17 protein-coding genes and 1 tRNA gene are annotated in these 17,731 nt (G+C 65.9%); 7 read left to right on the top strand and 11 right to left on the bottom strand.

Annotated elements, in window-relative coordinates:
- Positions 1-250: 250 nt before the first annotated feature.
- From J2X62_RS17280 to J2X62_RS17265, 4 genes are read left to right on the top strand one after another with little or no spacing between them, the layout of a single operon-like run.
- Entirely contained in the window at positions 251-1,348 is a 1,098-nt protein-coding gene (locus tag J2X62_RS17280; RefSeq protein WP_310182193.1) for a DNA alkylation repair protein, read from the top strand.
- Between the two features lie 58 nt (positions 1,349-1,406).
- Positions 1,407-2,498, top strand: coding sequence for a hypothetical protein (locus J2X62_RS17275; protein WP_310182191.1), 1,092 nt, complete (start codon positions 1,407-1,409; stop codon positions 2,496-2,498).
- On the top strand, positions 2,495-3,457 hold the full coding sequence (locus J2X62_RS17270) for an ABC transporter ATP-binding protein (protein WP_310182189.1): 963 nt from the start codon (positions 2,495-2,497) through the stop codon (positions 3,455-3,457). Before J2X62_RS17275 ends, J2X62_RS17270 begins: the two co-directional genes overlap by 4 nt.
- Positions 3,454-4,266, top strand: coding sequence for an ABC transporter permease (locus J2X62_RS17265; RefSeq protein ID WP_310182188.1), 813 nt, complete (start codon positions 3,454-3,456; stop codon positions 4,264-4,266). The genes J2X62_RS17270 and J2X62_RS17265 overlap by 4 nt, the downstream gene beginning before the upstream one ends.
- Here J2X62_RS17265 and J2X62_RS17260 read toward each other — a convergent pair.
- The 4 genes from J2X62_RS17260 to J2X62_RS17245 all read right to left on the bottom strand — a co-directional run bounded on the left by J2X62_RS17260 (position 4,256) and on the right by J2X62_RS17245 (position 6,296).
- Positions 4,256-5,065, bottom strand: a complete 810-nt coding sequence (locus J2X62_RS17260) for an alpha/beta fold hydrolase (RefSeq protein WP_310182187.1) — start codon at positions 5,063-5,065, stop codon at positions 4,256-4,258. The two genes, J2X62_RS17265 and J2X62_RS17260, sit on opposite strands and share 11 nt — an antisense overlap.
- A 52-nt stretch (positions 5,066-5,117) precedes the next feature.
- The gene (locus J2X62_RS17255) at positions 5,118-5,336 is read right to left on the bottom strand and encodes a hypothetical protein (RefSeq protein WP_027494450.1); all 219 of its coding nucleotides are present in this window, start codon (positions 5,334-5,336) and stop codon (positions 5,118-5,120) included.
- A 125-nt stretch (positions 5,337-5,461) separates the two neighbouring features.
- Positions 5,462-5,534 (bottom strand) — tRNA-Thr (locus J2X62_RS17250).
- A 66-nt stretch (positions 5,535-5,600) separates the two neighbouring features.
- Complete coding sequence (locus J2X62_RS17245) at positions 5,601-6,296, bottom strand: SDR family oxidoreductase (protein ID WP_222072407.1); 696 nt, start codon at positions 6,294-6,296, stop codon at positions 5,601-5,603.
- An 87-nt stretch (positions 6,297-6,383) separates the two neighbouring features.
- Here J2X62_RS17245 and J2X62_RS17240 point away from each other — a divergent pair, with 87 nt between their 5' ends.
- A complete protein-coding gene (locus J2X62_RS17240) occupies positions 6,384-6,902 on the top strand; it encodes a CGNR zinc finger domain-containing protein (RefSeq protein WP_310182185.1) in 519 nt (172 codons plus the stop codon).
- On the opposite strand, the gene J2X62_RS17235 is transcribed toward J2X62_RS17240, so the two are convergent.
- The 4 genes from J2X62_RS17235 to J2X62_RS17220 all read right to left on the bottom strand — a co-directional run bounded on the left by J2X62_RS17235 (position 6,899) and on the right by J2X62_RS17220 (position 12,262).
- Positions 6,899-8,086: a DNA polymerase III subunit delta' gene (locus tag J2X62_RS17235; protein WP_310182184.1), complete on the bottom strand. Its 1,188-nt coding sequence runs from the start codon at positions 8,084-8,086 to the stop codon at positions 6,899-6,901. The two genes, J2X62_RS17240 and J2X62_RS17235, sit on opposite strands and share 4 nt — an antisense overlap.
- 118 nt (positions 8,087-8,204) lie before the next feature.
- Entirely contained in the window at positions 8,205-11,210 is a 3,006-nt protein-coding gene (gene topA, locus J2X62_RS17230) for a type I DNA topoisomerase (protein ID WP_027494469.1), read from the bottom strand.
- Positions 11,211-11,319: 109 nt separating this feature from the next.
- Positions 11,320-11,907, bottom strand: coding sequence for a hypothetical protein (locus tag J2X62_RS17225; RefSeq protein WP_027494470.1), 588 nt, complete (start codon positions 11,905-11,907; stop codon positions 11,320-11,322).
- 151 nt (positions 11,908-12,058) lie between these two features.
- Positions 12,059-12,262 carry a cold-shock protein gene (locus J2X62_RS17220; protein ID WP_005248460.1) on the bottom strand — a complete coding sequence of 68 codons (204 nt, stop codon included), beginning with the start codon at positions 12,260-12,262 and terminating at the stop codon, positions 12,059-12,061.
- Between the two features lie 403 nt (positions 12,263-12,665).
- On the opposite strand from J2X62_RS17220, the gene J2X62_RS17215 reads away from it, so the two are divergent.
- Both J2X62_RS17215 and J2X62_RS17210 read left to right on the top strand, forming a co-directional pair.
- On the top strand, positions 12,666-15,035 hold the full coding sequence (locus J2X62_RS17215; RefSeq protein WP_310182147.1) for a DEAD/DEAH box helicase: 2,370 nt from the start codon (positions 12,666-12,668) through the stop codon (positions 15,033-15,035).
- Between the two features lie 243 nt (positions 15,036-15,278).
- Entirely contained in the window at positions 15,279-16,541 is a 1,263-nt protein-coding gene (locus J2X62_RS17210; protein WP_310182145.1) for an alpha-hydroxy acid oxidase, read from the top strand.
- Between the two features lie 232 nt (positions 16,542-16,773).
- Here the strand turns inward: J2X62_RS17210 and J2X62_RS17205 are convergent, their stop codons facing one another.
- Genes J2X62_RS17205 through J2X62_RS17195 form a run of 3 tightly spaced genes read right to left on the bottom strand, consistent with a single transcriptional unit; the run spans position 16,774 to position 17,674 of the window.
- Entirely contained in the window at positions 16,774-17,139 is a 366-nt protein-coding gene (locus J2X62_RS17205; RefSeq protein ID WP_310182143.1) for an Rv3654c family TadE-like protein, read from the bottom strand.
- Positions 17,136-17,447: a TadE family type IV pilus minor pilin gene (locus tag J2X62_RS17200; protein WP_032392769.1), complete on the bottom strand. Its 312-nt coding sequence runs from the start codon at positions 17,445-17,447 to the stop codon at positions 17,136-17,138. The genes J2X62_RS17205 and J2X62_RS17200 overlap by 4 nt, the downstream gene beginning before the upstream one ends.
- Positions 17,448-17,470: 23 nt before the next feature.
- A complete protein-coding gene (locus J2X62_RS17195) occupies positions 17,471-17,674 on the bottom strand; it encodes a DUF4244 domain-containing protein (protein WP_027494474.1) in 204 nt (67 codons plus the stop codon).
- Between the last annotated feature and the right edge of the window lie 57 nt (positions 17,675-17,731).

Below are 17,731 nucleotides of genomic sequence, written 5' to 3'. Positions count from 1 at the left end.
ACGAGCACGATGCGACCCCCCCAGGTTCGTAGCGCGTTGCACAGAATGATCGGACCGGGACCGGAATTCGGTACTTCACCATCGAAGACCCGCATTGACCAGCGTTTCAGCACATTGTGTTTCGCGAAGGTTATCGCAGTTCTTTTTACACTGCTGCCGTTCGGGCAGCCGAGAATCGGGCGTTTCGCCGGATAATCCGTACCTTCGGTCCGCCGCCGAACGAACGCGATGCGTCGGGTAAGAAGCTCTCATGCCCTTCGCCGATGAACTACTCGGTCCGGACGCAGCCCACACGCTGTTTCGGACCATTCGTACGGCTGCTCCGAACGCGGATCTGTCGTCGCTTCGAGAGTCGTCGGACGGGTTGGGCCCACTCGCACTCCGAGCCCGCGCCGACCTGCTGCGTGACGCGCTACTGACAGGGCTGCCGGGCGACTACGCCCAGTTCGCTCGGACCATCCGACTGGCCGCTGCGGATCCCGACTTTCGAGGCTGGTCGGTCTGGCCCGTGACGAGTGCTGTCGCATCGAAAGCCGTCGACGAGCGAACTGCGACCGCGTTCGACGACGGGATGTCATTGCTCGCCGAGCTCACCGGCCGACTGACCTCCGAATTCGCCATCCGGACCTTTCTCCGAACCGATCTGGATCGGGCTCTCGCCATCGCGGCCGAGTGGACGCAATCACCGGACGAACACGTTCGCCGCCTCGCGTCGGAAGGCACTCGACCGTACTTGCCGTGGTCGGTGAGAGTGCCCGAAATACTTGCGCGCCCCGGCGTGACCGTGCCGATTCTGGACAGGCTGTACCGAGACGACAGCGACTACGTTCGGAGGTCGGTTGCCAACCATCTCAACGACTTCAGCCGAGACATCCCGGATGTCGTCGTCGGGACCGCGGCGCGGTGGCTGGGCGAGCCGGACGCCAACACAGACCGGCTTGCGCGCCATGCGCTTCGGACGGTGATCAAGAAGGGGAACACCGACGCGCTCGCGTTACTGGGTTTCGCCCCGGCCGACCTCGAGGTGACGGGCCCCGCCGTGGACGTGGCCGAGCTGCAGATCGGCGACAGCATGCAGTTCACCGCGAAAATTCGCAACGTCGGCGTCGAGCCCGCACAGATCGCGATCGACTACGTCGTGCACCACACCAAGGCGAACGGCGGAGTGACAGGGAAAACGTTCAAGCTGACGACCAAGACGATCGCGCCCGGAGAGAGCATCGAGGTTGCGCGCCGACACTCGTTCAGAACGTTGACCACACGCACGTACTACCCCGGCCCGCACTCGATCGAGCTCCAGATCAACGGTGTGAGTTACGGTCTCGCGGAGTTCGTGCTCGTCCGCTAGCCGCGAGTTCTGTACCACGCACATGCGGCACATCGGCTACGTCCGTACGGTCGATGAGGTGCGTGGACAGTGGCGGTGGTTGGCGGTGGTGCTCGGCATCGCCGTGCTCGTCGCCACGCCCTCGGTGATCGAGCGCCTGCCCGTCGCCGCGTCGGACATCGGTGCGGCGGAACTGCTGTCTCGGGTCCAGTCCTCCACCGCAGCACCGTATTCGGGCTACGCCCAGGCCGTCGGCGGCGTCACCCTGCCGGTCACCGACGGACTCGGCGGCCTACCGGATCTGTTGGGCGACACCACGACCCTGCGCGCCTGGTACCGCGCCCCGGACAGCTTTCGCGTCGACACCGTCCGCCTGGCCGGTGAACGCGGTCTCTACCGGTCCCCGGCTCTGCTGTGGAGATGGGACTACGAGCAGAACACGGCTGTGGCAAACCCGGTCCCCGAACCGAGCCTGCGTCTGCCGCGCGAGGCCGATCTGCTGCCGCCGGAGCTCGGGCAGCGGCTGCTCAGTGAGGCGACCACCGACGAGGTCACCCGGCTGCCGACCCGCCGAATTGCCGGCCGGGACGCTCCTGGCCTGCGGCTCGTCCCCGCCGAGCCGCAGAGCACCATCACCGAGGTCGACGTGTGGGCCGACCCCGACAGCGGGCTGCCGCTGCAGGTCGACGTGCTCGCCGGCGGGGCCGCTCGCCCTGTCGTCAGCACCGCGTTCCTGGACTTCTCACCCGAGATGCCTGACGCCGACACCGTCCGATTCGTCCCGCCCCCGGGAACCGATGTGCAGCAGCAGGACGGTCTCGACATCGCCTCGTTCGCCGACGGGATCGACTCTCCCCGTCTTCCGTCGACTCTGTCCGGACTGGATCTGCGGGACCGCGACGAACCGGGATCCGTCGGGATATACGGCCGCGGAGTGACCGAGCTGATCGCCGCTCCGCTGCCGCGTCGCGCCGCGCGCGGGCTCGTCGACCAGTTGCGGGCCGCTCCCGGCGCGGTCGTGACCGGCGACAGCGTGGCGCTGTCGATCGGACCGCTGAACGTCCTGATCACCGAGCCCGCCGGAGACCGCCGCCGATATCTGCTCTCCGGCACCGTCACCGCAGAAACCTTGGCCACCGCCGCCCAGCAGCTCGAAGGAGCAGCCACATGATCCGCACGACCGGCCTCACCAAGCGTTACGGATCGGTGCGGGCCGTCGACGGCGTCGACCTCGACGTGCGCGCCGGCGACATCTACGGCTTCGTGGGCGCGAACGGCTCCGGCAAGACGACGACCGTGCGGATGCTGCTCGGGCTGGTCCTGGCCACCTCCGGGCAGATGCAGGTGCTCGGCGAGGAGATGCCCCGACGACGCAGGAGCGTGCTGCCGCGGGTGGGTGCGCTGATCGAGAACCCCGCCGCCTACCCCAATCTTTCCGGGCGCCGGAACCTCACCCTGCTCGACGCGGCCGGCCCCGGTGGTTCTCGGCGCACCCGGACCGCCCGCGTCGGCGAGGCCCTCGAGCAGGTGGGCCTCGCCGGGGTCGGACGCAGGCCGGTCAAGCAGTACTCTCTCGGCATGCGGCAACGCCTCGGTTTGGCCGCGGCCCTCATGCGTACCCCCGAGCTGCTGATACTCGACGAGCCGACCAATGGCCTCGATCCACAGGGGATCCTCGAGATTCGAGAGTTGTTGCTGGACTTGCATTCCCGGGGCACAACCGTGTTCCTCTCGAGCCACCTGCTGGCCGAAGTGGAGCAATTGTGCGACCGAGTGGGAGTACTCGATCAAGGTCGCCTCGTTCTGCAGGATCAGCTCTCTGCATTCCAACAACCCACCGGCCGAGTGCTCGTGCGTACCCCCGACCCCGCCGACGCGGTGACGGTCCTGTCCGATGTGGAGGACGCCACCGTGCTCGAGCGCGACGGGCAACAGCTCGTGATCGAACACCCTGATCCGGCCCTGCTCAATCGACTGCTCGTCGAAGGCGGAGTCCGGGTGAGCGAGTTGAGCCCGCAGCAGATGAGCCTCGAGCAGTCGGTGCTGGCGGTCACCGGTGCCAGCTCGGACCGAGTCGACGGTCCCGCTGGCCCTCGCGACGGTTCCGTCCGATCGGAGGTGACCGCATGATCGGCGTCGAACTGCGCGCGATGCTTCGCCGACCCCGCACCTGGGTCGTCATTCTCCTGCTGAACCTGCTGCCGACCATCGTCGCGGGCTTGCTGGCCCTCACCGACGTCGGTCCGCGTCCCGGCGACGGCCCTGCCTTCCTGTCCGCGGTGACCACGAACGGCCAGCTCTTCCCACTCGCCGCTCTCGCCATCGTGCTCCCGCTGTTCCTGCCCGTCGCGGTGTCGGTCATCGCCGGCGATTCCGTCGCCGGGGAGGCCCAGGCCGGCACCCTCCGCTACCTGCTGGCCCGCCCGGTGGGACGAACGAAGCTGTTGGTCGCGAAGCTGATCTCGGTGGCTGCGTTCGTGCTGCTGGCCGTGGTCATCGTGGCTGCTGTCGCATACTTCGTCGGCACGACGCTGTTCGCCACCACGTCGTTGGCCGGAGTGTCGAGCGTGTCCGGCACGGTACTGACGGACGAACAGGTCGCCGTGCGCACTGTCATCGCCGTGCTCTACGTGACCCTGTCGATGCTCGGAGTTGCTGCCATGGGCCTGTTCCTCTCGACCCTGACCGACTCGCCACTCGCGGCGACGCTGGGCGCGTTGGCCTTCCTCATCGCCAGCTCGCTACTGCTGACGCTGGACGCCGCCGACGCCATCGCGCCGTACCTTCCGACGCGGTACTGGCTGGCCTTCGTCGATCTCTTCCGCGACCCGGTGCCGACGCGGGACCTGGTGCGCGGCGTCGGTCTGCAGGGCGTCTACGTCGTCGTGCTCCTGGGGGCCTCGTGGGCGAATTTCACGACCAAGGACATCACGAGCTGAGACGGCTGCAGTCGGCTGCGCCGAGCTCGACGGTAGAGCTGCCGTCCAACTGGGCCGAGACCATCGCGCCGACGAGAGGATCACGGGGCAGGTTTCCGTGGTCGACGGTCGAGTCCGCGCACACGCTCTGGACGGGGATGTCGATCGCGCCGTCGAGTTGGGCCGAGTTCGGCGGGGTCACCACCTGATCCAGTTCGGTCCAGATCGACACACACTGCGGCCCGTCCGGCGTCTCGTCGCCCGAGTTCAAGCCGGCCAGCACGGAGCTGTCCGGGGCCAGCTGTTGGCAGGCGATCGGGCACCGGTCGGGTAGGACCTGGGCAGCCAGCCCCGCCACCTGGGTGCCGTGGTGTGGGGAGCCGAGGGTCACGATGCGTCGGGCCTGCTCGGCACCGCCCAGATCGGCAGCCCAGATCCGGGCCACCACCCCGCCGGCGGAGTACCCGACGACGTCGACCGAGGTCGCTCCCGTCCGAGTCAGTGCCGCGTCGACGGCGTCGCGCAGTGTCTGCGCCTGTGCGGTCAGGTCACCGACGCCACCATCGGGCAGGGCCACGACGGTGGCGTCGCGGCCGTTCTCCCGTAGTTCCGCCGCGAGTACCTCGAGAGCATCGGTGGATCCGCCGAACCCGGGTACCAGCAGCACCGGGCCGGGAACGGACTGGTCGACGCTTGCGACAGGGTCGTTCGTGGACCGCGATGCGACGAAGACCGCCACGGCCACGACGAGCCCGATCAGGACGAGAGCGAGTACGACGTACGCGAGGCGACGACGGGCCGGGGCGAGGGAGGCGAACACCTCGTCCAGTGTGCCCGTCGACGGTGGTGCGGAAGGTCAGGGTGTCTGCGGTTCAGCTTTCGATGGCGGTGATCGCGTCGACAGCGATGACGACGGTGACGTAGGGAGACCCTGTGGGGACTTCGGTGAGGGCGACGGTGATGAAGCCACCGTCGTCATCGTTGTTGTCCACGGCCCCGATCTTGCCGACATGCTGGTGTCCGTCGATGGTGCTGATTCGGACGGGGGTTTCGGTGTCGGAGTAGTTGGTGAAAATGACGGCGTCGATCATGTGGGTGTTCCTGTTCGTTCGGTGATGGATGTCGCGGGGTCCGCGAGGCTGACGAGTCCGACGCTCACCGGAGCGGGATACGAAAAAGCCCCTCACAGATTTGTATCGGTGAGGGGCTGAGTCTGAGCCGCCTAAGAGAATCGAACTCTTGACCTTTTCATTACGAGTGAAATGCTCTACCGACTGAGCTAAGGCGGCGTGCCTTTCGGCGTTGGTGAGTCTAACGGAGCATCGGGTCGAAACGAAAATCGCCCTCCCTGACGGTCAGCCCGCGAGGCCGAGTCCTTCCGCAGGCCCGCTGAGGATCGTCTTGACGTGCCTGGTCAGGTCGTCGGCGAGCACTTCGGTCTCCCCGGCCTCCAGGGCGTCGAGCACCTGGCGCACCACGTCGCGCGGGTCGTTCTTCGGGACGTCGAGTTCGGCGATCATGTCGGTGTCGGTGTACCCGAGATGCACCCCGACAACGAGGGTTCCCTGCGGTGCGAGCTCGAGCCGGAGCGAGTTGGTGGCCGACCAAATCGCCGCCTTCGATGCCCCGTAGGCACCTGCACCGCCGAGCCACGACAGCACCGAGTGAATGTCGACCAACGCCCCGCCGCCGTTTGCCTTCAGTATCGGAGCGAACTCTTGCGCGATTCGCAGCGCGCCGAAGACATTGGTCTCGAACACCGCGCGAACCTCATCGATCGACGTCGTCAGCAACGGTGTCGTTCCGGGAGCGCCGGCGTTGTTGAAGACGATCGACACATCGGACGCGATATCGGCAAGTGCGGCAACGGAATCCGCGTCGGTGACATCGAGAGCAACGGGCACCACCCGAGGATCCGAGTCCTCTCGTGGGCTCCTCGCAGTCGCGTACACCTTCGTTGCCCCACGCTCGAGCAATGCGTCGACTGTCGCCTTGCCCAGACCGCGCTGACCGCCGGTCACCAATACCGTTGCTCCCGAAACAGACACCATCGAACTCACCCTTACGACAGAGGTTAATTGCTTTTGACTCTGTCAGTAGTAGTTGACCAGTTCGACATAGTCAAATACTGTTCACTTATGTCACAGTCGCCGACGGAGCGCTTTCACCTCGCACCGGCACCCGACGGACTGCAGGTGGTTCAGAATCTGCTCAACACGCGAGCCATCGACGCGTACGGCCTCCCCGACCTCCTAGCGGACGGGAAGGCAGCATCGCTCGTGTGGGAGACCGCGCTGTCGGACGACGATGCGGCCACGCTGCGGGCTCTGCGCTCGGATGTCGAAGCGGCCATTGCCGGCGACCTGCCCACGCGTCCGGCCGTCCGAGCGGAACTTCTACCGGGCGGCGACGGCACCGTACGACTGATGCCGACCGGCACCGGGACCGACTACATCGTGTCGACGATCTGGTCCGAAGTGCTTCTCGCTCAACAAGCGGACACGTGGCGACGACTCAAGCGATGCAAGAACGAGGCATGTGGATCTGCCTTCTACGACCGCTCCCGCAACAACAGCGGCGTCTGGCACGACGTGAAGACGTGCGGCAATGTCGCCAATCTTCGCGCCTCACGGGCCCGACGGAAAATACAGAGCTAGCGCAGGACATCCCCGAGCGTCGCGACCATCGCATAGATCGCAAATTTGGGTTTTGCGTTGACAGCCAACGACTCTCGGCATTCGAGGATCGCCTCGATGCTTTTCAGCAGAGCCTCGGGCGGCACGGCTTTCGCCATTCGCTCGACCTGCTCGGCCATGTCGGGGTGCGTGGCCGTCGCGGTCGAGCCGTACGAACGTGCGAGCGCGTCGCGGTACAGGCCCACCAGGTCCATCAACGCCCGATCCAGCGAGTCGCGGCCGGTTCTGGTGGCGCGAGACTTCTGCCGCTTCTCCAGGTCCTTGAGCACGCCCGCCGAGCCGCGCAATGCTCCGGCAGCGCCCTTACCTGTGCCTCCGGCTCCGAGGGCCGTGCGCAACTCCTCGGTCTCGGCCTCGTCACGAGTGGCACTCATTTCCTTGGCCTCGTCCTCGGCGGCCTTCACCAGTTCCTCGGCTGCGAGGTACGCCTGATTGGGGCGAGCAGCAGCCGACGCCAGGGCAAGTGCCCGCTTGCGTCGCGCCCGCGCGTCCTCGTCGGTCGCGAGTCGGCGTGCTCTGCCCACATGGCCGCCGCTGATCGACGCGGCCCATTCCGCCGTCTCGGCGTCGAGCTTGTCGCGGGTCTGCAGCACCTGCGCGATGGCCGGCACCGTGGGCGTCACCAACGAGACGTGCCGGCAGCGCGAGCGCAGCGTCACCGAGATGTCCTGCGGATCGACCGACGGAGCGCACAACAGAAACACCGTCCGAGCGGGCGGCTCCTCGACGACCTTGAGCAGTACGTTTCCGGCACCCTCGGTGAGTCGATCGGCATCCTCGACGACGACCACCTGCCACAGACCGGTGCTCGGCCGACGCGACGCGACCGAGACGATGTCTCGCATCTCCTTGGTGCTGATGCTCAGACCCTCCGGGATGACGCGTCGCACATCGCCGTGAGTGCCTGCCATCGTCGTCGAGCACGCCTGACAGTATCCGCACCCCGGAGTGCCCTCGGTGGTGCACTGCAACGCCGCAGCGAAGCACAGGGCGGCGATGGAACGCCCGGACCCGGGAGGGCCGGTGAAGAGCCACGAATGCGTCATCGCCGACGAGTCGACGCCCGTACGAGCAGCCACTGCTGCAGCCGTCAGATCGGCCTCGACATCTTCCTGACCGACCAAACGATCGAACACACCCGCCATGCTGGCAACCCTAACGGTTGGGACCGACTAGTCCCGGCGCACTGTTCCCGGACAGTGCCGAACTCGAAGCTGTGGACGTGATCGCTGCCGATTCCATCCACAACTTCGAGTTCGCGAGCTACTCGCCGTCGGTCTTCTTCGCCGGTGCCTTCTTGGCAGCAGCCTTCTTCGTCGTCGTCTTGGCCGCCGTCGTCTTCGTGGCGGTCTTCTTGGCTGCAGCCTTCTTGGCCGGAGCCTTCTTCGCAGCAGCCTTCTTGGCCGGAGCCTTCTTCGCAGCGGCCTTCTTCGCCGGAGCCTTCTTCTTCACCGGGCCACGAGCACGCCTGTCCGCCAACAACTCCGACGCGCGATCGTCGGTGATCGTCTCGACCTCGTCGTCCTTGCGCAGACTTGCGTTGGTCTCGCCGTCGGTGACGTACGGCCCGAATCGACCGTCCTTGATCACCATCGGCTTCTCACTGATCGGGTCGACGCCCAGTTCCCGCAGCGGCGGCTTGGCCTCGCCCTGACGGCCCCGACGCTTGGGCTCGGCGTAAATCTTCAGAGCCTCTTCGAGACTGACCGTGAACATCTGATCCTCGTCGGCGAGCGAGCGAGAGTCGGTGCCCTTCTTCAGATACGGGCCGTAGCGGCCGTTCTGCGCGGTGATCTCTTCCTTGGACTCGGGATCGACACCGACGACGCGTGGCAACGACAGCAGCTTGAGCGCGTCCTCGAGCGTGATCGTCGCCAGATCCATCGACTTGAGCAACGAACCGGTCCGCGGCTTGGGGCCGGTGGCCTTCTTCGCTGCAGCCTTCTTTGCCGGTGCCTTCTTGGCCGCGGCCTTCTTCACCGCAGTCTTGACGCCACCGCCGCCATCACCGTCGTTGCCGGACGGCACCGGGACGATGTCGGGCTCGGGGGGCGTGGGTTCAGGTTCCGGCTCGGGCAGGATCTCGGTGACGTAGGGCCCGAAACGGCCTTCCTTCGCCACGATGTCGTGACCGGTCAGCGGATCCACACCGAGCTTGCGGCCCTCTTGTGGTGTGGCGAACAGCTTTTCGGCGAAATCGATCGTCAGCTCGTCCGGCGGCAAGTCGTCGGGCAGGTTGGCGCGCTGGCTGATCGGATCGCCGTCCGGATCGTCGTCGTTCTTGACCATGCGCTCGAGGTACGGACCGTAACGGCCCACGCGCACATGGATTTCGCGCCCCTCGGAGTCGTCGAACAGACGAATCGAGTTGATGGTGCGCGCATCGATGTCTTCGAGGTTCTGGCCCACCATCTTCTTCAGGCCACCCGAGCGCGCCACCGAACCCTCGGCACCGGTCTCGCCGCCGAAGTAGAAGCTCTGCAGCCAATCTCCGCGCCGCTCACGACCTCCCGCGATCGCGTCGAGATCGTCTTCCATGCCGGCGGTGAAGTCGAAGTCCACCAGACGTCCGAAGTGCGCTTCCAACAACGCAATCACCGAGAACGCCACCCACGACGGCACGAGAGCGCTGCCACGCTTGTAGACGTAACCGCGGTCGAGGATCGTCTTGATGATCGACGAATACGTCGACGGCCGACCGATTCCCAACTCTTCGAGCGTCTTGATCAGCGACGCCTCGGTGAATCGAGCCGGCGGGTTGGTGGTGTGACCGTCGGGATCGAGCTTGGTGGCCGTCACCGCCTGGCCGGCCTTCAACGCGGGCAGACGCGACTCGGCGTCGTCGGTCTGACCGCCTGCCTCGTCGTCGACGCTCTCGACGTAGGCCTTGAGGAAGCCCGCGAACGTGATGGTCCGACCCGACGCGGAGAACGTGCACTCCTCGCCGGTACCGGCGGTTCCGGTGATGCGCAGGGTCAGCGTGGTGCCGCGCAGATCTGCCATCTGCGACGCCACCGTGCGCTGCCAGATCAGCTCGTAGAGCCGGAACTCGTCGGTCTGTAGAGCCGAATGCAGCTGACCGGGAGTCTGGAACACGTCACCCGAGGGGCGGATGGCCTCGTGCGCCTCCTGCGCGTTCTTGACCTTGCGGGTGTACTGCCGCGGAGTGGGGTGCACGTACTCCGGGCCGTACAGCTCGGTCGCCTGCGCCCGTGCCGCGGAGACCGCAGACGCGGACAGCGACGTCGAGTCGGTACGCATGTAGGTGATGTAGCCGTTCTCGTACAGACGCTGCGCGACGCGCATGGTCCGCTCGGAACTGAACCGCAGCTTGCGGCCGGCCTCCTGCTGCAGCGTCGACGTCATGAACGGCGGGTACGGCTTGCGCGTGTACGGCTTGTCCTCGGCGGACGCGACGGTGAGGTCGACGCCTTCGAGAGCGTCGGCGAGGCGTCGGGCATGCGGTTCGTCGAGAACGGTGACCGACTCGGTCTTGAGCTTGCCGTCGGGACCGAAGTCGCGGCCGGCGGCGACGCGATTGCCGTCGACGTTGACCAGCCGAGCTCCGAAACTGCGCGGGCTCGCCTCGGCCCCGGCGTCGAGGGTGGCAGAAATATCCCAGTACTCGGCGCTACGGAACGCCATCCGCTCGCGCTCACGCTGGACGATGATGCGGGTGGCCACGGACTGCACACGGCCTGCCGACAGCTTCGGCATGACCTTCTTCCACAGCACCGGGCTGACCTCGTAGCCGTAGAGACGGTCGAGGATGCGGCGGGTTTCCTGTGCGTCGACGAGGTCTTGGTCGAGGTCGCGAGTATCGGCGGCGGCCGCGAGGATCGCCGGCTTGGTGATCTCGTGGAAGACCATGCGTCGAACCGGGACTTTGGGGTTCAGGGTCTCGAGGAGATGCCAGGCGATGGCCTCGCCCTCGCGGTCGGGGTCAGTGGCGAGATACAGCTCGTCGGCGTCCTTGAGCAGGCTTTTGAGCTCTGCGACCTTGCCCTTCTTCTCGGGCGAGACGACGTAGAGGGCCTCGAAGTCGTGGTCGACGTCCACGCCCAGACGTGCCCACGGCTCGCCCTTGTATTTGGCGGGCACGTCGGCAGCACCACGAGGAAGGTCGCGGATATGGCCGACCGAGGCCTCGACGACATAGTTGCTCCCGAGGTAGGGAGCGATCTTTTTGGCCTTGGTCGGAGACTCGACGATGACCAGACGACGCGGCTCGGCGGAGCTGTCCCCCGAGCCGTTGTTACGTGCTGCCACCTTGCTGCCGAACCTTCCCTAGTGCGTTTTCACAAGCAGATTTGCCTGCCCCACTCCTAACAGACTGACATACGTCGAGCAAATACTCGCAGATCAGTCATTCATCTTCCTACTCAGCGTGGGGCCAATTGGTACGTGCGTCCACATTCGCAGGAGCCTCGCCGACGTTCTCGGTGAGGCGCAACAGCCGACGTCGGCCGGTGATTCGAAGGCCAGGATTGGACCCGCGGGTGCCGATCAGAGTCGGCGCGATGCCCGCGCGCATCAACGATTGAGCGAGGACCGCATGAGTCTCCGGCGCGTGCGGATCGAGGCCGAGTACGTAGCGTTCCCCCTCCGCCTCGGGACGCCCCGACGCGAGCACCCATGCCCGCAACTCCCGAGAACCGGGCACCCACCCGGGAGGCACGGCCTTCACCGCGCCCTTGGTCCACAACGACGCCAACGCGGACAGTTCCGGAACCGACGCGGTGCGGACGAGAGGACGGTCTTCTTCGGACCGTCCCAGCTCTGCCGACAAACCACATTGTTCGATCAACTCGGCAATGGCATCGGCCCGCCACTGCGCGTCGACGACGACGGAGATACGCGCCGCTCCCGAGGACGTGACGACATGGCCGGTGGCAGCCAGCAGTCCGCTGAGATCGGTCACCGCGGGCGGCAACGACTCGGCAGAGAAGAAGGACAGCTGGTTCACAGCATGGACATTAGGACATCGACACCGGCAGACACTGCTTTCGACGCTTCCTGGTGGTTCGCCACGAACGAAACATCCCCCTTTCTCGAACGGCTTTTCACGGCCGATCGAGAAAGGGGGATGAAGGTTCTCGTCTCCGAAGAGAAAAGAATCAGACTGCGCGAACGCCCGTTGCCTGAGGACCCTTGGTGCCCTGGCCGACCTCGAACTCGACGCGCTGGTTCTCCTCGAGGGTGCGGAAGCCGCTGCCCTGGATCTCGGAGTAGTGAACGAAAACGTCAGCGGAGCCGTCTTCTGGTGCGATGAATCCAAAGCCCTTTTCGGCGTTGAACCACTTCACAGTTCCCTGTGCCATGCTTTTCCTTCTCTTTCTAACACCGGATTCGATGGAGCGCACTTTCGATCCATCGGGCCGGTTCCGACCGCTGCACTTGTACGAATCCCCCTCAGGATTCCCCCTGATGGACGAGCTCTCCCAGTACCGCGCCCGCAACATAAGATCCTGCGAAGCGTAGAACGAACACAGAAGCTGCGACCGCGTCAAGTGAACCATGAACTCCGCGTTCGCAACAGTCGAAAACCGACCCTTTTCGAACAAATTGCCCGTCTTGTAACAACACACAACGCCGGACGGGTGGAATGCGGCTCTCACCAGGGCTCGAGCCGCTCGTTTCGGGTCCGCGATAGCATGAGGACCCCAGGTCGCACCTAGCCCGAATGGGCGGCCAGTAGATCGAACGAATGTATGGAGACCGGCAGTGAGCGAGAAGCATCCGCACGACGGTGCGGATGTCCGGAGTTACGGGCAGCGGCTGCTGGATCGAGTGTTGGCCGGTACCCCCGCCGACGACGGCCCCGTCACGCACGTCGCCGAGTTGCCGGCTCGATCGTCCAGCTTTGCACCATGGCCGTCGTGGGTCGGCCCGGAAGTGGTGCAGGTGATCACCTCTCGGGGCATCGCACAACCGTGGACGCATCAGGCCCGGGCCGCGACGCTCGCCGCCGAGGGCAGTCATGTGGTGCTCTCGACGAGTACCGCGTCGGGCAAATCGTTGGCCTATCAGCTGCCCATTCTGACGACGCTGGCCGCCGACGCCCGGGCGACGGCTCTGTATCTCGCACCGACCAAGGCCCTCGGAGCCGATCAGCTACGCACCACCATCTCGATCACCGACGAGTTACGTTCGCTGTCAGACGATCTCGCCGAGGTGTTTCCCAGCTCGTACGACGGCGATACCCCGATCGAGATTCGGCAGTGGGCCAGAACCAACGCGCGCTGGATCTTCACCAATCCCGACATGTTGCACCTGGGCATCCTCGGCGCGCACGAGCGATGGTCGCGTTTCCTGCGCAACCTGCGGTACGTGGTGGTCGACGAATGCCATTACTACCGAGGTGTTTTCGGCTCCAACGTGGCTTTGGTGCTACGCCGATTGCGACGCCTCTGCGCGCGCTACGGAGCGTCTCCGGTGTTCGTTCTCGCCAGTGCCACGACTTCGGAGCCGGGACGCGCTGCCAGTCGACTCATCGGAGCGCCCTGCGAGGAGATCACCGAGGACGGCTCGCCCCACGGAGCGCGTACCGTCGCACTCTGGGAACCGCCGCTGCTCAAGGAGATCACCGGCGAGAACGGTGCGCCGGTACGCAAATCGGCGGGGGCCGAGGCGTCGCGCATCATGGCGGATCTGTTGATCGAGGGTGCACGGACACTCGCGTTCGTGCGGTCCAGGCGCGGAGCCGAGGTCACTGCGCTGGGGACCCAGCGAATTCTCGCCGACGTCGATCCGCAATTGGTCCGACGCGTCGCCGCTTATCGCGCAGGCTATTTGGCCGAGGATCGGCGAAAGCTCGAACGGGACCTCTCCGACGGCACCCTGCTGGGAGTGGCCACCACCAACGCCCTCGAACTCGGCGTCGACATCGCCGGTTTGGACGCGGTGATCGTCGCCGGTTTCCCCGGTACCGTCGCCTCGTTCTGGCAGCAGGGTGGGCGCGCCGGACGACGCGGGGAGGGCTCACTGCTGGTACTCGTCGCGCGCGACGACCCATTGGATACCTACTTGGTGCATCACCCGGCAGCCCTGCTGGACAAGCCGGTCGAGGCAACCGTCACCGACCCGACCAATCCGTATATTCTTGCTCCCCAATTGCTTTGTGCTGCAGTCGAACTACCGATCACCCTGGCCGAGGCCGAGGCGTTGAGCGCGGAATCGGTACTCGAAGAGCTCGAGCTGAAGGGCTACGTGCGTAAGCGTCCTCACGGGTGGTTCATCACCCCCGAGGGGCAACAGCTGTCTCCGCACGGTGCGGTCAACATTCGCGGCGGCACGGGCGTGCAGGTCGCCATCGTCGACGGCGAATCCGGCCGCATGCTCGGCACCGTCGACGGCGGACGTGCCCCTGCCACTGCACATCCCGGTGCGGTGCACATTCATCAGGGCGAATCCTTCGTGGTCGACGAGCTCGATCTCGAGGCCGGCCTCGCGCTGGTGCATGCCGAACAACCCGAGTGGAACACCTCGGCGCGCGAGATCACCGACATCGCGATCACCGCGGTGCACGAATCCGTCGACTACGGCGAGGTCCGCGTCGCGCTGGTGCAGGTGAACGTCACCCATCAGGTGGTGGGATATCTCCGACGCCTCCCCTCGGGCGAGGTCCTCGATTCCATCGAACTCGACATGCCGGCCCAGACCCTCGACAGCCGCGCCGTCATGTACACCATCACCCCGGAGTTGTTGGAGCACAGCGGTGTTCCGTTCGAGCGATTCCCCGGATCGCTGCACGCGGCCGAGCACGCCGCCATCGGCTTGCTGCCGTTGGTCGCGACCTGCGATCGATGGGACATCGGTGGAGTGTCGACGGCATTACACCCCGACACCGGGCTGCCGACGGTCTTCGTTTACGACGGATACGACGGCGGAGCAGGCTTCGCAGACCGCGGTCACGTGGCCATCGCCGACTGGCTCGCCGCCACCAAGGACGCAATCGTCTCCTGCGAGTGTCAGACCGGTTGCCCGTCATGCGTGCAATCCCCGAAATGCGGAAACGGTAACGACCCCCTGGACAAAGAGGGTGCCGTTCGAGTGCTGACCGCAGTGTTGGCGGCCGTCACTCGCGAGGGATGAGCCGGCCCATCTCGCAGTCAGGAACCTGGTGGCTGGGGACCGAGTGGGGGTTCACCGCAAACGCGCGCGCGTTTGCCATGCGCGCGCAAAATTGCCAGGGTTTCGCGGGGATTACCAGTCATTTGTCGCAAACGCGCGCGCGTTCAAGGCTTGGATCGAACTGGTGCGCCACCCTGCTCGTTGCTGCCGACACCTCGGGTGGTGTGGTGGGGAGAGGATCAGCCCACAGAATCGAGACGACGCATGCCCATTGCCCGGCAGATACCGAAAGCCACCGACTTGCGCGAGGTGCTCTCGTTCAAGAAGCCCGATCTGAACCTGCGCCGACGACGCCTCAGCGCGGCACTGACCATCGACGATCTCCGCACCATCGCCCGTCGCCGTACCCCGCGCGCGGCATTCGATTACACCGACGGCGCGGCCGACGCCGAGATCTCACTCTCCCGAGCCCGGCAGGCCTTCCGTGACGTCGAATTCCACCCCTCGATCCTGCGAGACGTCTCCCACGTCGACACCTCGACGACGGTGTTCGGCGGACCGTCCGCGCTTCCGTTCGGTATCGCCCCGACGGGCTTCACGCGCCTGATGCAGACCGAGGGTGAGTACGCCGGTTCTGCCGCCGCCGGCGCTGCTGGAATTCCATTCTCCCTCTCGACGCTGGGCACCACGTCGATCGAGGACGTGAAGGCCACCAACCCGAACGGCCGAAACTGGTTCCAGCTCTACGTCATGCGTAACCGCGACATCTCGTTCGGTCTGGTCGAACGCGCCGCGAAAGCTGGCTTCGACACCCTCCTGTTCACGGTCGACACACCGGTCGCCGGGGCTCGCCTGCGAGACAAACGCAACGGGTTCTCCATTCCGCCGCAGTTGACCGCGTCGACCATCGCCAACGCCATTCCGCGTCCATGGTGGTGGTGGGACTTCCTCACCACGCCCAAGCTGGAGTTCGCGTCGCTGACCTCTACCGGCGGCACGGTCGGAGAGCTGGTCGATTCAGCGATGGATCCCTCCATCTCGTTCGAGGATCTCGACGTCATCCGTGAGATCTGGCCCGGCAAGTTGGTCGTCAAAGGTGTTCAGTCGGTGGCGGATTCGGCGCGCCTGGCCGAACTGGGTGTGGACGGCATCGTTCTGTCCAATCACGGAGGCCGACAACTCGATCGGGCTCCCGTTCCCTTCCACCTGCTGCCGCAGGTCGTCCGTGAAGTCGGCCCCGACTTCGAAGTAGCCGTCGACACGGGCATCATGCACGGTTCCGACATCGTCGCGTCCATCGCAATGGGGGCATCGTTCACGCTCGTCGGCCGGGCCTACCTGTACGGCCTGATGGCCGGCGGTCGCGCGGGCGTCGACCGCATGATCGAGATTCTGAGGGAGGAGATCATCCGCACCATGCAACTGCTGCAGGTCAATTCACTCGCCGAACTGACCCCGGAACACGTCACTCAACTCACTCGGTTGGCCCCTCTGCAGTCCGGTGCCGCCGCATTCACGCCGCGCTGACCGCTGCAGGCGGACCGTCGCGACCCGTCGAGGCCGTGGCAAGACTCTCGGCCACGGGTTCGGGTCCTCGGGCGGGGGTCGAGGCCGGGTTTCACCGCAAACGCGCGCGCATTCGCTGAACGCGCGCGAATTCGCCGGCTCGAACGGGGCGATTCCGCTCGCACCTGACAAACGCGCGCGCGTTTGCGGATTCGGGCGGGCGGGCGGGCGGGCGGCGGGCGGGGGCCCGGACTCACTCCGGCCCCGCCCGCGCCGTCGCGATGGCGTCGGACATTCCGAAGCGTCCGAGGAACACCGACTGACCCACCGTCACGATCACGTCCCAATCGTCGATCGTGCACTCCCGCAACTCCGTTCCCATTCGCATCGCCAATCCCCTCGCCGTCTCACACGCATCGGCCACCCCGCGATCGAGGGCCCCCGCACCGGCGAATGCAGCGAGATCAGCAGCCGACTGCGCCTGATGACGAGCGCCCACCGCCGACCCGACGTGCATCACCATCACCACGACGGCGATCAACGCCGACATCGCCAGTGCCGCCAAGACCGTCGCCCCGCCCTCGTCATCGCGCAGCGCCTTTCGGAATGCGAGCCTCATTCCGCTGCAACCGGTTCCGCAGCAGCAACGGCCTCCGCCGACAACGTCAGTCCCGGGAGCGGACTCTCCACCTCCACCCGCGCGACGAAGAATTCACCGTCTTCGCGCACCGTGATCCGAGCACCCTCCGGCGCAACCCGCTCCCCCACCGACACCGCCCGGGTCGCATCACCTCTCGCCGCCAACCGAGCCGCCTCCCGCGCAGCATCGACACAGCCGATGTGCATCGTCACCGACACGATCGCACCGATGCACACCACGATCACTGCGACGATGGACGCGACGGCAATCGCCGCCTCCACCGTCACAGCCCCGTCCTCACCGCCCGGAATCAGACGGCTGTGTTGAGCGCTCGATCGATGATCCCCGTCAGCGCGGTCACAATGCTGTCCCCCGTCACCACCGTGTAGAGCACCGCGCCGAATGCCGCGGCCGCGATGGTGCCGATCGCGTACTCCGCGGTCGACATACCGTCGTCCTCCACACCGAACAATGCGACTCGAGTCTTGATCTCCTGCAGTGCATTCCGCATCATGACGCTTCCCCTCCCAGTATTCCGGCGCGGCGTATCCGCACCGGACGATTCGTAGTT

Source organism: Rhodococcus sp. 3258, from assembly GCF_031456475.1.
GTDB lineage: Bacteria > Actinomycetota > Actinomycetes > Mycobacteriales > Mycobacteriaceae > Rhodococcoides > Rhodococcoides fascians.
Note: the sequence above shows the minus strand (reverse complement) of the source record. Positions and strands in the feature narration are given on the sequence as shown.